The organism is Enterobacter sp. R-1.6.2, from assembly GCF_035064085.1.
Classification (GTDB): domain Bacteria; phylum Pseudomonadota; class Gammaproteobacteria; order Enterobacterales; family Enterobacteriaceae; genus Enterobacter; species Enterobacter asburiae_B.
On sequence record NZ_JASEYI010000001.1, the window covers coordinates 371404 to 390973 of the forward strand.

18 protein-coding genes and 2 pseudogenes are annotated in these 19570 nt (G+C 53.3%); 8 read left to right on the forward strand and 12 right to left on the reverse strand.

What is annotated here, in order from left to right; genetic code table 11:
* Window positions 1–179: 179 nt before the first annotated feature.
* The 5 genes and pseudogenes from cspE to mgrB all read right to left on the reverse strand — a co-directional run bounded on the left by cspE (window position 180) and on the right by mgrB (window position 2592).
* Window positions 180–389, reverse strand: a complete 210-nt coding sequence (gene cspE / locus QMN93_RS01695; protein WP_001062678.1) for a transcription antiterminator/RNA stability regulator CspE — start codon at window positions 387–389, stop codon at window positions 180–182.
* Window positions 390–402: 13 nt separating this feature from the next.
* Window positions 403–547, reverse strand: a pseudogene (locus QMN93_RS01700) (DUF2627 domain-containing protein).
* Window positions 548–1072: 525 nt separating this feature from the next.
* Entirely contained in the window at window positions 1073–2062 is a 990-nt protein-coding gene (locus tag QMN93_RS01705) for an MBL fold metallo-hydrolase (RefSeq protein ID WP_193139469.1), read from the reverse strand.
* 21 nt (window positions 2063–2083) lie between these two features.
* Window positions 2084–2374 (reverse strand): YebO family protein, encoded by a 291-nt coding sequence (locus QMN93_RS01710; protein WP_024909723.1) that lies wholly within the window; start codon window positions 2372–2374, stop codon window positions 2084–2086.
* A gap of 74 nt (window positions 2375–2448) precedes the next feature.
* Entirely contained in the window at window positions 2449–2592 is a 144-nt protein-coding gene (mgrB, locus tag QMN93_RS01715) for a PhoP/PhoQ regulator MgrB (protein ID WP_006175995.1), read from the reverse strand.
* A gap of 160 nt (window positions 2593–2752) precedes the next feature.
* Here mgrB and QMN93_RS01720 point away from each other — a divergent pair, with 160 nt between their 5' ends.
* Window positions 2753–2992 carry a YobH family protein gene (locus QMN93_RS01720; RefSeq protein WP_121424153.1) on the forward strand — a complete coding sequence of 80 codons (240 nt, stop codon included), beginning with the start codon at window positions 2753–2755 and terminating at the stop codon, window positions 2990–2992.
* Window positions 2993–3057: 65 nt separating this feature from the next.
* Here QMN93_RS01720 and kdgR read toward each other — a convergent pair whose 3' ends face one another.
* Window positions 3058–3849 (reverse strand): DNA-binding transcriptional regulator KdgR, encoded by a 792-nt coding sequence (kdgR, locus tag QMN93_RS01725; RefSeq protein ID WP_023312208.1) that lies wholly within the window; start codon window positions 3847–3849, stop codon window positions 3058–3060.
* Between the two features lie 179 nt (window positions 3850–4028).
* Between kdgR and QMN93_RS01730 the strand changes: the two are divergent.
* Window positions 4029–5402, forward strand: a pseudogene (locus QMN93_RS01730) (MFS transporter).
* 50 nt (window positions 5403–5452) lie between these two features.
* Here the strand turns inward: QMN93_RS01730 and htpX are convergent.
* The 4 genes from htpX to QMN93_RS01750 all read right to left on the reverse strand — a co-directional run bounded on the left by htpX (window position 5453) and on the right by QMN93_RS01750 (window position 9876).
* A complete protein-coding gene (gene htpX, locus QMN93_RS01735) occupies window positions 5453–6334 on the reverse strand; it encodes a protease HtpX (RefSeq protein WP_014884290.1) in 882 nt (293 codons plus the stop codon).
* A gap of 193 nt (window positions 6335–6527) precedes the next feature.
* Entirely contained in the window at window positions 6528–8576 is a 2049-nt protein-coding gene (gene prc, locus QMN93_RS01740; RefSeq protein WP_029741991.1) for a carboxy terminal-processing peptidase, read from the reverse strand.
* 19 nt (window positions 8577–8595) lie between these two features.
* Window positions 8596–9282 carry an RNA chaperone ProQ gene (gene proQ, locus QMN93_RS01745; protein ID WP_014884292.1) on the reverse strand — a complete coding sequence of 229 codons (687 nt, stop codon included), beginning with the start codon at window positions 9280–9282 and terminating at the stop codon, window positions 8596–8598.
* A 96-nt stretch (window positions 9283–9378) separates the two neighbouring features.
* Window positions 9379–9876 carry a GAF domain-containing protein gene (locus QMN93_RS01750; protein WP_008500476.1) on the reverse strand — a complete coding sequence of 166 codons (498 nt, stop codon included), beginning with the start codon at window positions 9874–9876 and terminating at the stop codon, window positions 9379–9381.
* A gap of 132 nt (window positions 9877–10008) precedes the next feature.
* Between QMN93_RS01750 and yebS the strand changes: the two genes are divergently transcribed.
* From yebS to QMN93_RS01770, 4 genes are all read left to right on the forward strand, one after another.
* A complete protein-coding gene (gene yebS, locus QMN93_RS01755) occupies window positions 10009–11292 on the forward strand; it encodes a membrane integrity lipid transport subunit YebS (protein WP_023312213.1) in 1284 nt (427 codons plus the stop codon).
* Complete coding sequence (locus tag QMN93_RS01760; RefSeq protein ID WP_033145835.1) at window positions 11261–13894, forward strand: PqiB family protein; 2634 nt, start codon at window positions 11261–11263, stop codon at window positions 13892–13894. Before yebS ends, QMN93_RS01760 begins: the two co-directional genes overlap by 32 nt.
* A gap of 71 nt (window positions 13895–13965) precedes the next feature.
* Window positions 13966–15414, forward strand: a complete 1449-nt coding sequence (gene rsmF / locus QMN93_RS01765; protein ID WP_213787121.1) for a 16S rRNA (cytosine(1407)-C(5))-methyltransferase RsmF — start codon at window positions 13966–13968, stop codon at window positions 15412–15414.
* A gap of 106 nt (window positions 15415–15520) precedes the next feature.
* A complete protein-coding gene (locus tag QMN93_RS01770) occupies window positions 15521–15760 on the forward strand; it encodes a YebV family protein (protein WP_008500472.1) in 240 nt (79 codons plus the stop codon).
* Window positions 15761–15794: 34 nt separating this feature from the next.
* On the opposite strand, the gene pphA is transcribed toward QMN93_RS01770, so the two are convergent.
* The gene (pphA, locus tag QMN93_RS01775) at window positions 15795–16439 is read right to left on the reverse strand and encodes a protein-serine/threonine phosphatase (protein ID WP_182383727.1); all 645 of its coding nucleotides are present in this window, start codon (window positions 16437–16439) and stop codon (window positions 15795–15797) included.
* Window positions 16440–16605: 166 nt separating this feature from the next.
* Here pphA and QMN93_RS01780 point away from each other — a divergent pair, with 166 nt between their 5' ends.
* Together QMN93_RS01780 and QMN93_RS01785 are read left to right on the forward strand one after the other, a co-directional pair.
* Window positions 16606–17547, forward strand: coding sequence for a VirK/YbjX family protein (locus QMN93_RS01780; RefSeq protein ID WP_182383728.1), 942 nt, complete (start codon window positions 16606–16608; stop codon window positions 17545–17547).
* 173 nt (window positions 17548–17720) lie between these two features.
* Window positions 17721–18617 (forward strand): benzoate transporter, encoded by an 897-nt coding sequence (locus QMN93_RS01785; protein WP_182383729.1) that lies wholly within the window; start codon window positions 17721–17723, stop codon window positions 18615–18617.
* Between the two features lie 253 nt (window positions 18618–18870).
* Here QMN93_RS01785 and QMN93_RS01790 read toward each other — a convergent pair whose 3' ends face one another.
* Window positions 18871–19428, reverse strand: coding sequence for a recombinase family protein (locus tag QMN93_RS01790; RefSeq protein WP_065944677.1), 558 nt, complete (start codon window positions 19426–19428; stop codon window positions 18871–18873).
* Between the last annotated feature and the right edge of the window lie 142 nt (window positions 19429–19570).

The following is a 19570-nucleotide window of genomic DNA, read 5'->3' on the forward strand; positions in this document are numbered from 1 at the left end:
GAAAAGATGGGGTTAAGGTGGCAAAACAGTGCTACTAACCTCGCAGCTTTGCAACAAGTTACTAACAAGACCGCAAATGGTAATATTTTGAAAGATAAAGGACATAAAAAAGCCCCGCGTTATGCGAGGCTTTATGTCTGAGATTGAAGTGCTAAGCGCTTCAGTCAGCAGCGGTTCGATCAGATAGCAGTTACGTTAACTGCAGCTGGGCCTTTCTGGCCGTCCTGAATTTCGAACTCAACGTTCTGGCCTTCAGCCAGAGTTTTGAAGCCGTTACCCTGGATTGCAGAGAAGTGTACGAACACGTCTTTGCTGCCGTCAGCAGGAGTAATGAAACCAAAACCTTTAGACTCGTTGAACCACTTAACTTGACCTTTAATCTTTGCCATTTTGCAAAATTCCTTAGAGTGTTTTCTTAGCCCGCAGGCATTAACTGAGATAAAACTGAGACATTACTGCATGAGGCACTAATATAAGGTTCGGCAGAGAAGCGGTATTCAACGACAACGTGTTTACTCAGGACTTCTTTACTGAAAATGCCACACATAAACAGAACTGTACCTCGTTTGACCCAAAACGTGTTATCACACACTATGTTTAATATGGCAAGCCATTTTTAAACATGTCTCGATCCGCCGCACAAATTCGAACAGTGCCTGTCAGGTTTTGCACAATTATGCGCATCACGTACAGACAGCTCTGCTGCGTAACAAAGACCCAGCATTGCTTTCACAACCGCTGTAATCTAAGACTTTTTTAACATAGCTCAATCATAACGAAGCGTCCAGCAACCGGGAAAAGAAATCTTACGTCTTGATTGAGTTAGAACAATTTGTGAAAACTTATGCTTAAATCATTGTAACGCGACCAAATTGTTTCAGAGAAAAAACACCGTTAATAACCCACGCCCAACTGTATTAAAATGCATCAGTTAATAAACAGCGTTATGCACCAAAATAATGAAATTTTTATGAACCTGCATCAAAAGAAGGCAAGCAAAACGTTTCGATATAAATAAAACATTTCTGCGCGCGTTTACATACAGAATATATGCAACAATTAATCGCTTCGTTTATAAGGATAAATATTCGCCAATTTTCAGTATCCTGAAAGAATGATTAACTGGTGCTAAATTATCTAGCGCGTCAGTTAACTCCCGCACAGGTTCATCAAGCGCTTCATCTGCCAGTTCAAACACGCCCCAGTGAATGGGAAACGCCAGAGGGCAGCCCAACTGCTGCCATAATGCCACCGCGGATTGCGGATCCATATGATGGACAGCCATGAACCATCGTGGGGCATAGGCACCTATCGGTAACGCGGCAGCATCGATATGGCCCAGACGTTTAGGTATCAACAGCAGCTCGGGCGAATACCCCGTATCGCCGCTGAACCAGAAACGATGATGTCGACCTTCCATAACCCAGCCGCACCATAATGAGCGATTGCGGTTCCATGGCGTGCGCATACTCCAGTGCTGTGCCGGTACGGCGGTCAGCGTCATCTCCTGCCAGGTGAAACTCTGCCACCAGTCGAGCTCAACCACGCGTTTTGCCCCCCGACGGCGAAACCAGTCGGCAAGCCCCAGCGGAACAAAAAAACTGACGTCGGGGAAGCGTTTGAGGATACGGCGAATGGTCGCGTCATCAAGATGATCGTAATGATTATGGGAGATGACGACCGCATCAAGCTGATGAAGTTGATCGACTGACAGCGCGGGAGGTGTTTTACGCTGTGGACCCAGGAAAGGGAGCGGAGAAGCGCGCCGTGAAAACACCGGATCGGTAAGGAGGATATTGCCGTCCAGCTGCAGCAACACGCTTGCGTGTCCGAGCCACCACACCCCATCTTCATGAGATTGCGTAAGCTCAACCGGTTGCCACCACTGGTGGATAAAGTCTTCATAACCCAGCGCGGGCGGCTTCGGTAAACCGGCCTCTTTACGTGCTTTACGCCAGCGGTCAAGATCGCCGGGCTGATGTCCGACAGGATCGGTATTGCGAAAACCGTTCGGGGTGTGATGTTTCAGGGAGGGGTCATACCAGGGATTTTTCCAGACCACAGCCACCTCCCAGACAAAAGATTAACGCTCAGCCACCAGGCGGATAAAGTCGTCTTCGTCTTTGTTATCTTCAGCGACCGCGTCTTTCGGCGCGTCTTTCTCTTCCGGTTCGTTAGCCTCACACAGACGGCGCAGCAGCGCATTCTGACGTTTTTGCTGATCGAGCAGCGCTTCCAGCAGTTCAATCTGCTCGTTAGTACGGGAACTGGCGCGGTTCACGAAAAACCAAATGACCAGCCCCACAAGCAGAACAACCAAAGAAATCATCAGGGATGCTATATTCAGCAGCCCTGAATTCAGTAACTCACCCATTTCACCACCTCAATAAAAACGTCTATTTTACCACTGGCGCGAAGGAAGGAAATCACCTTGAGAAAAAATGCGTGTTACCACGGAATAAATTTATTGATTGCGCAAACGCCGCTAAAAAACTGTACATCCTGATCGCACATCACATTGATCGTCTGCGTCCATAACACCACGCACGCTATCAGCACGATAATCAGAATTACCCAGCGTATTTTTTTCACTCCACACTCCGTCTAATGACCTGATGTAACGAGGTTATCACGCTTATCTTAAACAAGGGCTAACTGTGCCTCCATCGCGCTTTTTTCAGATTCCTGCACTTGTTTCGTCGCGTAAACCGTTTACGCTAGCATTATGATAACAACGATAAAAGAGGAAATGATGCGGTTAATCATTCGAACAATTGTTGCACTGGCCATTGTCTGGATTGGCCTTCTGCTAACGGGTTATGGCGTGCTTGTGGGAAGCACCGAGAACGCAGCCGGCTTAGGAATTCAGTGTAAATATTTAACGGCACAGGGCGTGAGCACTGCGCAATATCTGCATACTGAAAGCGGGATCGTGGGCTTAACCCACTGTCCGGTCCTGCGTAAGACATCCGTCGTGATTGATAATGGCTAATCAGCCGGGTAAATGACCGACAAAAACGCCGCAACAGATGCGGCGTTTTTTTATGCGAACAGAGATTAGAACGGGTAGTCGTGATACCCCATCTGTTCAGAAATCTTACGTGCGGCAGTGTGCAAAATAGCCACATACTCATGCAGACGCTCTTCGGAGAAGCGTAAGGTTGGGAAGGAGATACTTAAGCCCGCAATTACCACGCCGAAACGGTCAAACACCGGAACGCCGATGCAGCGCAGCCCTTCTTCCTGCTCTTCGTTATCTTCGCCATACCCCTGCTCGCGTACGCGATCGAGCACCGTTAACAGCGCGTCCGTGCTGGTAATGGTTCGTGAGGTACTTTGCTTGTATTCCACGCCTTCGAGGATCTGCTTCACTTCTTCACGATCGCGCCACGCCAGCAGAACCTTACCAATCGCGGTGCTGTAGAGCGGGTTGCGACGACCAATGCGCGAATACATGCGCAAATTGTACATGGAGTCGATTTTATGGATGTACACAATGCTGTCTTCATCCAACGCGCCGAGATGGATGGTCTCTTTGGTCAGGCGAGAGATTTCACGCATCTGAATATCAGCGCTGCGGATCAGGTCAACATTTTGTAGCGCACGGGCGCCCAGCTCAAACAGCTTCAGCGTCAGAGAGTATTTTTCAGATTCGCCTTCCTGGGCTACGTAGCCCAGCGACTTCATGGTTTGCAAAAAGCGATATACGGTGCTTTTAGACATCATCACGCGCTGCGACAACTCTGTAATACCTATTTCACGCTCTTCCCCCAGCGCCTGTAAGATACCAAACACCTTCAGCACGGAAGAAACAGAATCTGGCTGTTTATCCAAATCCGCAATAGCCATTTACCACCTCATAGAGAGTGTTTTATAAAAATCAGAACCGGTTTTTATTATAAGTTCCCGTCATGTCACCTGCAATCAATCCGCGTTTACTTCGTTACAAATCTGCGACATATCGCGGCTGTAACAATGCTAAAATAGTTACCCTGAGAATAATTTCACGCTGAGCTTTTTTAATCCTAATGGAAAAGACCCTTTCCGATGGCCTGCCTTTACCCCAGCGGTATGGCGCTATAGCGACCATCATTATTGGTATCTCAATGGCCGTCCTTGACGGCGCAATCGCGAACGTTGCCCTGCCAACCATCGCCAGCGACCTGCACGCCTCTCCCGCCAGTTAGATATGGATCGTTAACGCCTATCAGATTGCGATTGTGGTTTCCCTGCTCTCGTTCTCTTTCCTGGGCGATATGTTCGGTTACCGTCGGGTGTATCAGTGCGGTCTGGTGGTTTTCACCTTCACGTCGTTGTTATGCGCCCTTTCAGATTCACTGCATACCCTGACGCTTGCCCGCATTGCGCAGGGTTTTGGCGGCGCGGCGCTCATGAGCGTAAACACGGCGTTAATCCGCTTAATTTATCCTCAGCGTCATCTGGGGCGCGGCATGGGGATTAACTCGTTCATCGTGGCCGTCTCTTCAGCCGCCGGGCCAACCATAGCGGCGGCGATCCTTTCCGTTGCGTCATGGCAATGGCTGTTTGCTATTAACGTGCCGCTGGGCATTGTCGCTATATTCTTTGCCCTGCGCTTTCTTCCCGCTAACGGTCCCAAAAGCACCATGCCGCGCTTCGATGTGGCGAGTGCGGTGATGAATGCCCTGACCTTTGGCCTGCTGATTACGGCGCTGAGCGGCTTTGCGCAGGGACAGTCCCTGATGCTTACCGGCGCGGAGCTCATCGCCCTGCTGGCGATCGGCTTCTTCTTTGTTCGCCGCCAGCTCACTCTCCCCGTGCCTTTGCTGCCGGTCGATCTGCTGCGTATTCCCCTCTTTTCCCTCTCCATTTGCACGTCCGTCTGCTCGTTCTGCGCCCAGATGCTGGCCCTGGTTTCTCTGCCCTTCTTTCTGCAGAGCGTGGTCGGCCGTTCAGAAGTGGAGACCGGCCTGCTGTTAACCCCCTGGCCGCTGGCGACCATGGTGATGGCGCCGCTGGCAGGTTACTTAATTGAACGCGTCCATGCCGGTTTATTGGGAGCGTTGGGGCTGGCGGTGATGGCGACAGGCCTTTTCGCGCTGGCTCTGCTACCGTCCTCGCCAACCGATCTGGACATCATCTGGCGCATGATCCTGTGCGGCGCAGGGTTTGGCCTGTTCCAGTCCCCTAACAATCACACCATTATCACCTCCGCGCCGCGCCATCACAGCGGTGGTGCCAGCGGCATGCTGGGGACCGCGCGCCTTCTGGGACAAAGCAGCGGCGCAGCGCTGGTCGCGCTGATGTTTAACCTCGCCGGACAAAACGGCAACCACGTTGCGCTTCTCACCGCGGGAGCCCTTGCTTCCCTCGCGGCGGTCGTCAGCGGCCTGCGGGTGACCCAGCCCAAAGTTCAGGCATAAAAAAAGCCGGGCGGAGTGTTCTCCTGCCCGGCTTATTAGGGTTCTTAGCGTTACTTCAGGTATTCCCCACTGCGCAGCGCTTCGATACGTTTATCCAGCGGCGGGTGAGACATAAACAGCTCGCTCAGCGATTTAGATTTACCGTTAATGCAGAAGGCCATCATGCTGTTCGCTTCCTGCGGCTCGTAGCTGGTTTTCAGGCGCTGCAGCGCGGCAATCATCTTCTCACGACCAACCAGCTTCGCCGAGCCGGCATCCGCGTGGAATTCACGGTGGCGGGAGAACCACATGGTGATGATGCTGGCCAGAATACCGAATACCAGTTCCAGAACCATCGAAACGGCGAAGTAGATCAGCGGGTTGCCGTTGCTCTCTTCACCTTCGTCACGGTTGCCGCCCATAAAGCCTGCCGCGATCTGCGCCAGAATACGGGAGATGAAGATCACGAAGGTGTTCACCACGCCCTGAATCAGGGTCATGGTCACCATGTCACCGTTGGCGATATGGCTGATTTCGTGGGCAATAACCGCTTCGGCTTCGTCACGGCTCATGTTCTGCAGCAATCCGGTGCTGACGGCAACCAGTGACGCATCGCGACGGGCGCCCGTCGCGAAAGCGTTGATGTCCGGGGCATGGTAAATCGCCACCTGCGGCATGGCGATCCCGGCCTGACGGGATTGCTGAGCCACCGTATTCATCAGCCACTGTTCCATATCGTTACGCGGCTGTTCAATAACCTCACCACCCACCGATTTCAGTGCCATCCACTTCGACATCAGCAGGGAGATGAACGAGCCACCAAAACCAAACAGCAGCGCCATAATCAACAGACCCTGAACGCTGCTCGACTGAATTCCTGTCAGGCTTAGCACGAGCCCGAAAACCACCATGACCGCCAGGTTGGTGAGCAGGAAGAGCGCGATTCGCATCATAATTTTCTTTTTACCTCAGTTTAACAAAACGCACTATGCGATTACCCACATCGTATGGGTATTGCGGCTATTTTCAAGCATCCGGCGGGCGTAAGTCACCAGAAAGACACAACTTTACACAATTGGAAATCTGGCTGACGGAAGGATGAAGAACAAAAAGAAACAGGCACAATTCCTTGTGCCTGTTGGGTGATTATTTTGCCGGTGCGGGCTGTACGGCAGGTTTCTCTTTTTCCTGATTCGCCAGGTCGAGAGCGATATGCACCGTCTCGTCCAGATACGGATCCGGCTCCTGGTAATCTTTTGGCAGATCGTCCAGTTTTTTGAGCAGAGGCTTACCTTCGCGCTTGAAGCGATCGTTGATACGCGCCAGGCGGGTTGCATCGTCTTCGTTATTCTCTTTCTCACGCTGTGCGTAGTTCAGAGAAACGATATTCCGCTTATCTTTCAGGGCATTGAATCGTGCAATGTCCTTCATGATGTACTGGAACTCCGGATCTTTCGCGATGCGGTCGTTATGCGCTTTCAGCAGTTCAGGGCCAAATTGCGTCATATCACCCGCTTTCACGTAGGTCGCGGCATTGATGCTGTCCCACGGCAAGGCGTTATCTTCAAACTTCTCGCCGGTTTCGGTCTCTTCCGTGCCTGTCGGCATCATGATGTCCGGCGTTACGCCCTTACGCTGCGTACTGCCACCGTTCACGCGGTAGAATTTCTGAATGGTGTACTGAACCGAGCCCAGCGCAGGCCATTCCGGACGCAGCATCTGATCGTAAATACGATTCAGAGAGCGATACTGCTGAACGGTGCCTTTCCCGAAGGTTGGCTCACCGACGATCAGCGCGCGGCCATAGTCCTGCATTGCAGCGGCAAAGATTTCAGACGCGGAAGCACTGAAGCGGTCAACCAGGACCACCAGCGGGCCTTTGTAGTAGACCACACCGTCGTTGTCGGCATCTTCACGCACTTTACCGTTGTTATCGCGCACCTGAACCACCGGACCAGATGGAATGAACAGACCGGAGAGTGAAACCGCTTCCGTCAGCGCCCCGCCGCCGTTACTGCGCAGGTCGATGATAATGCTGCTGACGTTCTGCTTTTCAAGCTTCTGCAGCTGAACCTTCACATCGTCAGTCAGGCCCACGTAGAAGCCAGGAATATCCAGAACACCCACCTTCTCTTTACCCACGGTTTTCACCGACATTTTCACCGCGCGGTCTTCCAGACGGATACGCTCGCGGGTCAGGGTAACGATACGGGTTTTGGTGCCTTTACCGGCAGGCAGAATTTCCAGACGAACCTTGCTGCCTTTCGGACCTTTGATCAGCGCAACCACGTCATCGAGACGCCAGCCGATCACGTCGACCATGTTCTGGCCTGTTTGTCCTACACCCACAATGCGATCGCCTACGCTAATCGCTTTGCTTTTGGATGCCGGGCCACCCGCGACCATGGAATTGATCACCGTGTAATCATCGTCCATCTGCAGCACCGCGCCGATACCTTCCAGAGACAGGCTCATCTCGGTATTGAACTGTTCGGTGTTGCGTGGAGAGAGATAGTTGGTGTGCGGATCGATTTCGTGCGCAAAGGCGGTCATCGCGAGTGAGAAAACATCCTCACTGTTGGTCTGCGCCAGACGACGAATGGCGAATTTGTAACGACGCGTCAGCGTGTCACGGATCTCTTTTTCGTCTTTGCCGGTCAGCTTAAGACTCAGTTCGTCGTATTTAACTTTACCGTCCCACAGCGCATTCAACTCGGCTTCATCTTTCGGCCAGGGTGCTTTACTGCGATCCAGATTAAAGGTGTCAGTACCGGTGAAGTCCATCGGACGTTCCAGCACTTTCAGCGCGTACTGATAGCGTTCAAAGCGGCGCTTTTGCGACAGGTTGTAGAGATCGTAGAACAGATCCAGCTTGCCAGAACGCAACTCGTCACCCACCTCGGATTTGCGCTTAGCGAACTGCTCGACATCGCTGGCGAGCAAAACGTTATGGCTGTAATCCAGCAAGTTCAGATAGCGGTCAAAGATTTTGGCCGAAAAGGCCTGATCGAGATCGAACTGACGATAGTGCGAGCGGGTAAAACGTGAGGTCACGCGCTCGCTCACCGTCGCGTGCTGCGTCTCTTCCTTGAGAACCGGAATTTGATCAACACGCGTAATATCGTCCACTGCAAAAGCGTGACCTGTTATGGCAAACAGGCCCGCCAGCGCGGTGAGCTTAAAAAAAGTGTTCATGCCAGGCTTGGCCTCCGTTTCAGAACAACAAGTGTTCTGCGCGTACAATCATTGACATACCAGAAGTCAGCTGTACACGAACGCCATCTTTGGTGATTTCCAGTACGGTGGCGTCCATAGCATTGTTACCCGCTTTTACCTTCAGTGCCTGACCTACGCTCAGGGCGTTAATGTCAGAAACCGGCGTATGGCGCGGCTCTTCACGAGGGGCACGCGGGGCTTTTGCTGCTGGTTTGTCTGCACGCGGTTTGCGATCGTTATTATCGTGACGGCGCGGCGCAGGGCGTGGTTTACGCTCACGACGAGGCGCTTCTTCCTGGCCGTTTGCCGCTGCGGCTTCGCGTTTTTTCGCCTGCTGTTCTGCACGTTGTGCCTGAACGCGTGCTTTGGCTTCTTCAAGCTGCTTGCGCGCGTGCTCAACGTGCTGCTCGTCCAGCTCACCACACGGGTTGCCGTCGAGATCCACGCGGGTCGCGCCAGGTTTGATACCGTACAGGTAGCGCCAGCTCGAAGTATAAAGACGTAAGGCGGAACGCAGCTGAGTTTTGCTGAGGTTCATTTCCCCTTCAACACGCGCCACCAGATCCTGAAAAATACCGACTTTCAGGGGACGAGCTTCACCTTCCGCGCTGAAGCACTGCGGGAAACGCTCGGCCAGAAATGCGATAACTTCTTTACTGCTATTCAACTTAGGTTGATTTTCCATGAAATTTCCTGATTACAACGGACGTTGCCAACAAGCGCAGGCATGAACAGGCGTCATTATAATGACGCTATCAGTAAATGCTACGTTATCCGTTGATTATCCTGCGACGCTCGCAAAGAATTTTTGATAATCGGTTGCAGCGAGTACGTTTTCCAGATTCGCCACCAGCTCGCGTAGCCCCTGTTCGTCCTCGGTTGTAAAGCGACTGAAGACCGTACTGTCGATATCCAGAACGCCAATAATCTGATTTTTTACCACCAGCGGCAGAACGATTTCAGAATTACTGGCGGCGTCACAGGCAATGTGCCCGTCAAACGCATGAACGTCTTCCACACGCTGGACCTGATTTTCGGCCACCGCCGTGCCGCATACGCCACGCCCTACCGGAATACGCACGCAGGCCAGTTTGCCCTGGAACGGACCGAGCACCAGCGTTTCACCTTCCAGGAGGTAAAAGCCGGCCCAGTTCACGTCAGAGAGACGTTCAAACAGCAATGCGCTAGTATTTGCGAGAGTGGCTAAGAAGCTGGTCTCACCCGCCATCAATGCCTTAAAATCGCGGTTCAGATCCGCGTAGAATTCTGTTTTGTTCATTATTCAATCACTTAGTTGTCTTACAAATTTACCGCATAGCCTATTAAAATAAGCATTAAATGCGCTCATGCTCAAGATGAATCCGTTCATGAGTTATTATAACTTTCAACAATACTTATTTGTGCGCAGCTGATGGCCTTAAAAACAACCAAAATTACGCCGACAAGAAAGATAACTGTCCATACGGTAAGCGAAGCTTTGCCACGTGCACATTATCAGCGTTGCCCCCAGTGCGATACGCTTTTTATGTTGCCGAAGATGAAATCGCACCAAAGTGCCTTTTGTCCGCGCTGCGACGCCAAAATTCGCGACGGCCGCGACTGGTCGCTCACCCGCCTCGCCGCCATGGCCGTCACCATGCTGCTGCTGATGCCCTTCGCCTGGAGCGAACCGCTGCTGAAACTCTACCTGCTTGGCGTACGCATTGACGCCAACGTGCTGCAGGGTATCTGGCAGATGACCCGTCAGGGCGATCCCATCACCGCTGCCATGGTGCTTTTCTGCACCGTTGGTGCGCCGCTGGTGCTGGTCGCCGCCATTGCCTATCTGTGGTTTGGTAATATTCTCGGCATGAACCTTCGCCCGGTTCTGCTGATGCTGGATAAGCTCAAAGAGTGGGTGATGCTGGATATTTATCTGGTGGGCGTGGGCGTTGCGTCAATAAAGGTGCAGGACTACGCCTTTTTGCAGCCCGGCATCGGACTTTTTGCTTTCATCAGCCTGGTATTGCTGAGCATCCTGACGCTGATCCACCTTAACGTTGAACAGCTCTGGGAGCGATTTTACCCTCAGCGCCCCGCCACGCGTCCTGATGAAAATCTACGCGTCTGTCTGGGATGCCACTATACCGGCTTGCCCGACGCGCGTGGGCGCTGCCCGCGGTGTCACATTCCGTTGAGACTGCGGCGCAACAACAGCCTGCAAAAATGCTGGGCCGCGCTGATCGCCTCCCTGGTGTTTCTGATCCCAGCCAATATGCTGCCGATCTCCATCATTTACGTGAATGGCGGGCGTCAGGAGGATACTATCCTCTCCGGGATTATCTCCCTTGCGCACAGCAACGTCGGGGTGGCGGCGATCGTCTTTATTGCCAGTATCCTGGTTCCCTTTACCAAAGTGGTGGTGATGTTTACCCTGCTCATCAGCATTCACTTTAAGTGTGAACAAGGCTTACGGACCCGCATTCTACTGCTGCGGTTCGTCACCTGGATTGGCCGCTGGTCAATGTTAGATCTGTTCGTGATTTCGCTGATGATGTCGCTCATCAATCGCGACCAGCTACTTGCTTTTACAATGGGACCCGCGGCTTTTTATTTCGGCTCTGCGGTGATATTGACTATTCTTGCTGTGGAATGGCTGGATAGCCGCTTACTTTGGGATGCACATGAGTCAGGAAACCCCCGCTTCGCCGACTGAAGCGAGAATTAAAACAAAACGCCGCATTTCGCCATTCTGGTTGCTGCCCGTCATCGCCCTGATGATTGCAGGCTGGCTGATCTGGACGAGCTATGAAGATCGCGGGAGTACCGTCACCATTGATTTCCAGACCGCCGACGGCATCGTCGCCGGGCGAACGCCCGTTCGCTTCCAGGGGGTTGAAGTGGGTACGGTTCAGGACATCTCCCTTGGAAAAGGGCTGAACAAGATTCAGGTGCGGGTCAGTATTAAATCTGACATGCAGGATGCCCTGCGCAGCGAAACGCAGTTCTGGCTGGTCACGCCAAAAGCGTCTCTGGCCGGCGTGTCAGGGCTGGATGCGCTCGTGGGCGGTAACTATATCGGCATGATGCCGGGTAAAGGAGAGCCGCAGGATCACTTTGTTGCCCTGGATACACAGCCCAAGTACCGCCTCAACAACGGCGATTTAATGATTCATCTGCAGGCGCCGGATCTCGGTTCTCTGAACAGCGGTTCGCTGGTCTATTTCCGCAAAATCCCGGTTGGCCGCGTGTACGATTACGCGATCAACCCGAATAAACAGGGCGTCACCATCGACGTGCTGATCGAGCGTCGCTTCACCAATCTGGTGAAAAAAGGCAGCCGCTTCTGGAACGTCTCCGGCGTGGATGCGGACGTCAGCCTGAGCGGTGCGAAAGTGAAGCTGGAGAGTCTGGCCGCGCTGGTGAATGGTGCCATTGCTTTTGACTCCCCGGAAAACTCAAGCCCTGCCACCGCGGATGACTCATTTGGATTGTACGCAGACCTGGCGCACAGCCAGCGCGGCGTGATCGTCAAACTCGCTCTGCCCGATGCTAAGGGGCTAAAAGCGGGTTCAACGCCGCTGATGTATCAGGGGTTGCAGGTTGGTCAGCTCACCAAAATGACGCTCAACCCGGGCGGCTCGGTCACAGGAGAAATGACTGTCGATCCGAGCGTGGTCGACCTCCTGCGCGAGAAAACGCGTATCGAAATGCGCAGTCCAAAGCTCTCCCTGAACGATGCCAGCCTCAGCACGCTGTTGACCGGCAATACGTTTGAACTCATCCCCGGTGAAGGTGAGCCCAGCAATAGCTTCGTGATTGCCCCGGCGGATAAATCCCTGCTGCAAAAGCCGGGCGTAGTGACCGTCACGCTGAATGCGCCAGAAAGTTACGGAATCGAAGCCGGCCAGCCGTTAATTTTACACGGCGTGCAGGTCGGCCAGGTGCTGGAGCGTAAGCTCTCCGCGAATGGCGTGACCTTCTCGGTCGCCATCGATCCGCAGTACAGCGACCTGGTGCACGGCGACAGCAAATTCGTGGTGAACAGTCGCGTCGATGTGAAGGTGGGACTGGACGGCGTGGAATTCCTCGGCGCCAGCGCCAGCGAATGGGTTAACGGCGGCATCCGCATTCTGCCCGGTGATAAAGGCCCCGTTCGCGACAGCTATCCGCTGTATGCCAACCTGGAGAAAGCGGTTGAAAACAGCCTGAGCGATCTCCCGACCACCACGCTGACATTAAGCGCCGAGACGCTGCCGGACGTACAGGCAGGATCCGTGGTGCTGTATCGCAAGTTTGAAGTTGGGGAAGTGATCGCCGTTCGCCCGCGTGCGGACGCGTTTGATATCGAACTGCATATCAAGCCGGAGTACCGCAAGCTGCTGACGCCAAACAGCGTCTTCTGGGCCGAAGGCGGCGCGAAAGTTCAGCTTAACGGTAACGGGCTGACCGTGCAGGCCTCCCCGCTCTCACGCGCGCTGCGCGGCGCGATAAGCTTCGATAATCTCAGCGGCGCGGGGGCGAATCTGCGTAAAGGCGATAAGCGTATTCTCTTCCCGTCCGAAACCGCCGCACGCGCCGTGGGTGGACAGATTACCCTGCACGCGTTTGATGCCGGTAAGCTGGCGGAAGGCATGCCAATCCGCTATCTGGGCATTGATATTGGACAAATCCAGAAGCTGACGCTGATTACCTCGCGCAACGAGGTGCAGGCCACCGCCGTGCTGTACCCGGAATATGTGCAGACCTTCGCCCGGACGGGTTCGCGCTTCTCGGTAGTGACGCCGCAGATCTCGGCCGCGGGCGTTGAGCATCTCGACACCATTTTGCAGCCGTACATCAACGTTGAGCCGGGCCAGGGCAATGCCCGTCGTGATTTCGAGCTTCAGGAAGCCACAATCACCGACTCGCGCTACCTTGGCGGCCTGAGCATCGTGGTGGAAGTGCCGGAAGCGGGCTCGCTGAGCATCGGCACCCCGGTTCTGTTCCGCGGCATTGAAGTGGGTACGGTCACGGGCCTGACGCTCGGTACGCTCTCCGACCGCGTAATGGTGGCGTTACGCATCAGCGAACGCTACCAGCACCTGGTCCGTAATAACTCGGTATTCTGGCTGGCATCCGGCTATTCGCTGGACTTTGGCCTGACGGGAGGCGTGGTGAAAACCGGCACCTTCAACCAGTTCATTCGCGGCGGTATCGCGTTTGCCACGCCGCCGGGCACGCCGCTGGCGCCGAAAGCGCAGCCGGGTAAACACTTCCTGCTGCTCGAAAGCGAACCGAAAGAGTGGCGCGAATGGGGAACCGCCCTGCCGCGTTAATCTGACAGGCTCCGGTGTCAACGCACCGGAGCCTTTATGTTACACTGCGCACCTGAACTTTTCCCTGTGGTGTGCCCGTGGCTCAAAACTCCGTATTTCTTCCTGAACAATTCCTGGCGCAGATGCGCGAGGCGCTTCCTTCTCACCTGTCGTTAGATGATTTTATCGCCGCCTGCCAGCGTCCGTTACGCCGAAGTATTCGCGTCAACACGCTGAAAATCAGCGTCGATGATTTTCTGGCGCTGGTCTCGCCGTACGGCTGGCAGCTTACGCCGGTACCGTGGTGCGCCGAGGGGTTCTGGATCGAACGCGATGACGAAGCCTCGCTGCCGCTGGGCAGTACCGCTGAACATCTGAGCGGCCTGTTCTATATTCAGGAAGCCAGCTCGATGCTGCCGGTGGCCGCCCTGTTCGCCGATGGCAATGCGCCTGAACGCGTGATGGATGTTGCCGCCGCTCCTGGCTCAAAAACCACGCAAATTGCCGCCCGAATGGGTAACCACGGGGCGATCCTCGCCAACGAGTTTTCCGCCAGCCGCGTGAAGGTGCTGCATGCCAACATCAGCCGCTGCGGTATTCATAATGTTGCCCTGACGCACTTCGACGGACGCGTGTTTGGCGCCGCTTTACCGGAAGCCTTCGATGCCATTCTGCTGGACGCGCCCTGCTCCGGCGAAGGGGTGGTGCGTAAAGATCCCGACGCGTTAAAAAACTGGTCAGTTGAGAGCAACCTTGAGATCGCCGCCACGCAGCGCGAGCTGATCGACAGCGCATTTCACGCGTTGCGCCCTGGCGGCACGCTGGTCTATTCAACGTGCACCTTAAACCGCGATGAAAACGAAGACGTCTGCCTGTGGCTGAAAGCGAACTACCCGGAGGCAGTTGAGTTCCTGCCGCTTAACGGCCTGTTCGCCTCGGCACAGGAGGCGGTCACGCCGGAGGGTTTCCTTCACGTGTTCCCGCAGATTTACGACTGCGAAGGTTTTTTTGTGGCGCGTTTGCGTAAAACGCAGGCGGTTGAGCCCCTGCCCGCACCTAAATTCAAGGTCGGCAACTTCCCGTTTTCCCCTCTTAAAGGCCGCGATGCAGCACAGCTTGAAGCCGCCGCCAAAAAGGTCGGACTGGTCTGGGATGAGAGCCTGCACCCCTGGATGCGTGATAAAGAGATATGGCTGTTCCCGGCACAGATCGAGCCGCTCATCGGAAAGGTCCGTTTTTCGCGAATCGGGATCCGCCTGGCGGAAGTGCATAATAAAGGGTATCGCTGGCAGCATGAGGCCGTTATCGCCCTTGCCGGACGCGAGAATACCTTTGCCCTGACGCATCAGGAAGCCGAAGAGTGGTACCGTGGCCGCGATGTCTATCCGGACAGCACGCCATCAGGCGATGAAGTGATAGTGACGTATCAGGGATATCCGCTGGGGCTGGCAAAAAAGGTCGGCTCAAGGCTGAAAAACAGCTATCCGCGCGAGCTGGTTCGGGACGGCCGTCTGTTTACCGGTAACGATCGCACAGCCTGAAAAAAAGCGCATTTTTTTACTGGCGATTTTGCTCTCCTTGTCTACGATCAAAAATGGGTGATCGCACTGGTCATACCAGATTTTGACAACCGACCCGGAGAGCACTATGACGAAAACCAGCGTGCGTATTGGCGCTTTTGAGATCGACGACGCAGAGCTGCGCGGCGAAGCACAAGGCGATCGAACGTTAAGTATTCCCTGCAAATCCGACCCGGATTTGTGCATGCAGCTCGATGCATGGGATGCAGACACCAGCGTCCCGGCAATACTTGATGGCGAACATTCTGTCCTTTACCGCGAGCATTACGATAGCAAAACCGATGCCTGGGTCATGCGTCTTGCCTGACCTAAAGAGAACCCGCCCGAAGGCGGGTTATTTATTACTGCAGCTGCGCCAGCGTAAAGTAACCGTCGAAAACAGCCCCCGTATCAATGTAGTGAAGATTATTAAAATCATACCTTCTGTCGAGAGGCGTATGCCCAAACCAGAAATGATCCGCGCCGCTGATGCCCTCTCCTTTACCCACCATAAATCCCATCAGTCTGTCGCGGTTCCATAAGACGCGCTGGGCGCAAACCGGTTTTTGCCATCGGTATTCCGCGGCCGGATAATCCGCATGGGCAATCACATTCAGACCGTTCGCACAGGTTATCTCGATGATATGCGGTAAATCGCGACAGGCGTCGAGCAACGACAGGGCCAGCTGTTGCTGGTCGCGTTCAAGATGCGAAAACCATATTCCGCCATTCATCGTCCAGAGAGAAAAATCGTTATTATCCAGACTGTCGAGAGCCATTTGCTCATGGTTTCCCCGCACGGCACGAAACCATTTTTCATGAATTAACTGCAGGCATTTAACGCTATCAGGGCCACGATCGATCACATCCCCGACCGAAATAAGTAAATCCTCATACGGGTTAAAGTGACGGCGTTTAAGCTCATCCATAAGCCACTGGTAACAACCGTGTATATCGCTGACAACCCAGACGTGACGCCACATCCCACCTTCAATTCGCTGATACATAGAACCTCCTTTAAACAGTATAGCCGCCGCAGAAAAGGCGACAGACCGGCGCGGTCGTCACGAAGTGAAACAAACGGTAAACCAAACAGAAATAAAGATCCTCGCGCTATTAATCCCTTTTTATTGGCTCTTTAGAATAAGGGTATAAAAAAAGAGGGGTCTTCACGTGTCTAATACGCACCTGCATAACGATGTTTTCTATCCGCATCGCACAAATATTATTTCCGAGCTGGTGAACGGCAAACGCGTGCCGGGTCCAATCTGGCGTAAACGCGAATATCGCCTGAAGTTCCTTTTACGCTCGCTTCTGTTCTGGTCTTCTACCCATCGCATGCTGGAAGCCCTTTCGGGTCGCGACGATTTCGACAGGCTGCTGGCCTCTCAAATTACGTTGCCCAGCAAGACCCACCGACAGTATCTGATGCGCGGCCTGACGGCTAACGATCGCGCCGACGCTATCGTCAACCATTACTACTGGATTGATAGCCTGAGAGAGAGCGGTCTCGCTCAGGCCCTGAGCAGCCCGCAGGAGCAAACCGTTGTGCAGTTCCACGCCAAAGACGGCGTAACCTATACGGTCAATGCCTCTTCTGCGGGGAAAGCCGAGCGCGAAGGCGAAAGCACGCTGTGGCTACGCGACAACGAGGATACGCTGCTGGCCAGCCTGACCTTTAGCGTCGCGCGCAGCAACGGTCAGCAAGTCATGGTCATTGGCGGGCTTCAGGGACCCCGTCGCTGCGTATCGCGAGACGTCATTAAACAGGCCACCCGCGCCTGTCACGGCCTGTTCCCTAAGCGCGTTTTAATGGAAGTTCTTTTTCAGCTGGCTGCACAGTCATCTGTCCGGGCGATTTTTGCCGTCAGCGACGAGGGGCACGTTTTCCGCGCGTTGCGATATCGCCTGAGCAAAGGCCGCCATTTCCATGCCAGCTACGATGAATTTTGGGCATCTCTGGACGGTAAAAAACTTTCAAGCTTCTGCTGGCAACTGCCGCTGCAGATGGAGCGTAAATCCCTTGAAGAAATTGCCAGTAAAAAACGCGCCGAATACCGCCGTCGCTTTGAACTGCTCGATGAAATAGAGGCATCCGTTAAGTCCCACTTTTAAGCCTGGCTGGCGTCTTCGCTCACTGCATAGCGGATGCATTCCGTTTAAAAAAGAATGATAAAGCAGCCCACTATTGCACAGGGCGAGGGCGCTCAGTTAGCATTGCGCGAAATGAAACCGGCGAATGCGTTGGGAAAAGCGCAATGCGGGCGCAAAAATGAGGGACTTCGGTAATGATCTATGACTGCTTCTTATATTACGATGAAGATATGCTTCTCGAAATCAGGCTGAACACGCTCGCGGACGTTGTCGATCGCTTCGTTATCGTTGAGTCAACCCATACCTTTACCGGTAAAAAGAGGCCGCTGCATTTTGACATTAATAAATACAGCCAGTTTAAAGATAAAATTATCTACGTTGTTCATGATAAAGAACCGATTACGAAAGCCGCTGAAGAATCACACCCGGCTCGGGAGGTGATTCCGGGTCTGCCAGAGGGAATGGTGGTGGATGCGTGGGCAAATGAAGCCGCGCAGAGGAATGCCATCATGCAGGGTTTGACGCATGCCAACGATGATGATTTGATTTTAGTTTCCGATGTCGATGAGATATTTTCACCACAGGTGGTAGCATCGATAAATCCCAAAAAGCTCTGCACCACTATTTATCAGAATTTCTATAATTATCAGTTTAACCTGCAGGTTTTTAATACTGACAACACGCCAAGAAAATGTAAATTACCGCGAGCCACACAATATAAAAATCTCGTTAGTTTCTTTGGCGGCGAACCTGAATCATTCAGGAATCTTAAACGCACCCGAAGCGTTAAAAACTGGTCCTGGCTAAAGTGGAACTGGTTCAAGATTAACAACAGCATCATTGACAATGGTGGCTGGCACTTCTCGTGGGTAATGACACCCGAGCGCATCTCAGAAAAAATGTCGACCATATCCCATACTGAATACGATCTTCCTGAGTTTAACAACCCGGAACACATCATGAAGGTCATTAAAAATGCGGAAGATATCTGGGGGCGGGACAGGACGTTAATCAAGCAAGAGCTAACGGTTGATAACTTCCCGGAGTACATTGTCCGCCACAAAGACAAATTCAGCGCGTTCATTATTTAGCTTAGAGCTGCCCTTTTGCTCGCCAGAAGGCGTTTGCTCAGCGGTCGCTCGGCCACAAAATTTTAACAAAGATCCCAAAAAACCCTGGACGCACGCGGTCCTGAGTATGTTATGGTTTAGACAGGATATGGAATGTTCGAGATGTAGCGCGGCGAAATTTTTCGCACCGAAACGCATTAAATTATGCACCGCAGCAACCGAGCGAAAAACCGATATTGCGCACGGTGCAAATTAAAACGCCACGCAGCTTATCTCATTCAAATGATGAAGCCGGGAACCTACGATAAAGGGTGGATATACCAGCATCAAAAATAAGCGCAACTCGTTGGCGTGATTCTCCAGCTGCAATTAATCTCCCCATCTGCGCCCACTGTTCCGATGTAAACTTTGGGCGTCTCCCTCCGACTCTCCCTTGAGCCCTGGCAGCCGCAAGACCGGCTCTTGTACGTTCCACAATTAACTCACGCTCCATCTCAGCCAGTGCCCCCATAACGTGAAAGAAGAAACGTCCCATTGGCGTTGACGTATCTATACTGTCGGTCAGGCTGCGAAAATTGATATCTCGGTCCCGCAACTCCTCTACCAGCAGGACAAGATGCCGCATGCTGCGTCCAAGGCGATCTAATTTCCAGACCACAAGCGTATCCCCCTTTCTCAGGGTCTTAAGCCCGCGCTTTAGCCCGGGACGCTCCGAGGTTTTTCCGCTGATCTTGTCTTCAAATATCAGTTCACATCCTGCGCATTCCAGCGCTGTTCGCTGTAATGCGGTGTTCTGGTCATTTGTTGACACCCTGACATACCCAATAAGCATGGCTTTATCCCCTGCAAAAGGCAGCAAGCATGCCACTGGTGAGCTAGATGGTCATTCTCAAAAATGTTGGTTTGCAATACTCGATCAGTGAACCAGATACAGAAACTGTTGTTTACACGCTTCCTGGTGGATATAAACTCAT

Excerpts from the sequence above, each read along its gene's own strand:
- cspE (WP_001062678.1), bottom strand. The coding sequence starts at position 389 with ATGGCAAAGATTAAAGGTCAAGTTAAGTGGTTCAACGAGTCTAAAGGT.
- QMN93_RS01710 (WP_024909723.1), bottom strand. The coding sequence starts at position 2,374 with ATGGGTGAGTTACTGAATTCAGGGCTGCTGAATATAGCATCCCTGATG.
- QMN93_RS01720 (WP_121424153.1), top strand. The coding sequence starts at position 2,753 with ATGCGGTTAATCATTCGAACAATTGTTGCACTGGCCATTGTCTGGATT.
- kdgR (WP_023312208.1), bottom strand. The coding sequence starts at position 3,849 with ATGGCTATTGCGGATTTGGATAAACAGCCAGATTCTGTTTCTTCCGTG.
- htpX (WP_014884290.1), bottom strand. The coding sequence starts at position 6,334 with ATGATGCGAATCGCGCTCTTCCTGCTCACCAACCTGGCGGTCATGGTG.
- prc (WP_029741991.1), bottom strand. The coding sequence starts at position 8,576 with ATGAACACTTTTTTTAAGCTCACCGCGCTGGCGGGCCTGTTTGCCATA.
- proQ (WP_014884292.1), bottom strand. The coding sequence starts at position 9,282 with ATGGAAAATCAACCTAAGTTGAATAGCAGTAAAGAAGTTATCGCATTT.
- QMN93_RS01750 (WP_008500476.1), bottom strand. The coding sequence starts at position 9,876 with ATGAACAAAACAGAATTCTACGCGGATCTGAACCGCGATTTTAAGGCA.
- yebS (WP_023312213.1), top strand. The coding sequence starts at position 10,009 with ATGGCCTTAAAAACAACCAAAATTACGCCGACAAGAAAGATAACTGTC.
- QMN93_RS01760 (WP_033145835.1), top strand. The coding sequence starts at position 11,261 with ATGAGTCAGGAAACCCCCGCTTCGCCGACTGAAGCGAGAATTAAAACA.
- QMN93_RS01770 (WP_008500472.1), top strand. The coding sequence starts at position 15,521 with ATGACGAAAACCAGCGTGCGTATTGGCGCTTTTGAGATCGACGACGCA.
- pphA (WP_182383727.1), bottom strand. The coding sequence starts at position 16,439 with ATGTATCAGCGAATTGAAGGTGGGATGTGGCGTCACGTCTGGGTTGTC.
- QMN93_RS01785 (WP_182383729.1), top strand. The coding sequence starts at position 17,721 with ATGATCTATGACTGCTTCTTATATTACGATGAAGATATGCTTCTCGAA.
- QMN93_RS01790 (WP_065944677.1), bottom strand. The coding sequence starts at position 19,428 with ATGCTTATTGGGTATGTCAGGGTGTCAACAAATGACCAGAACACCGCA.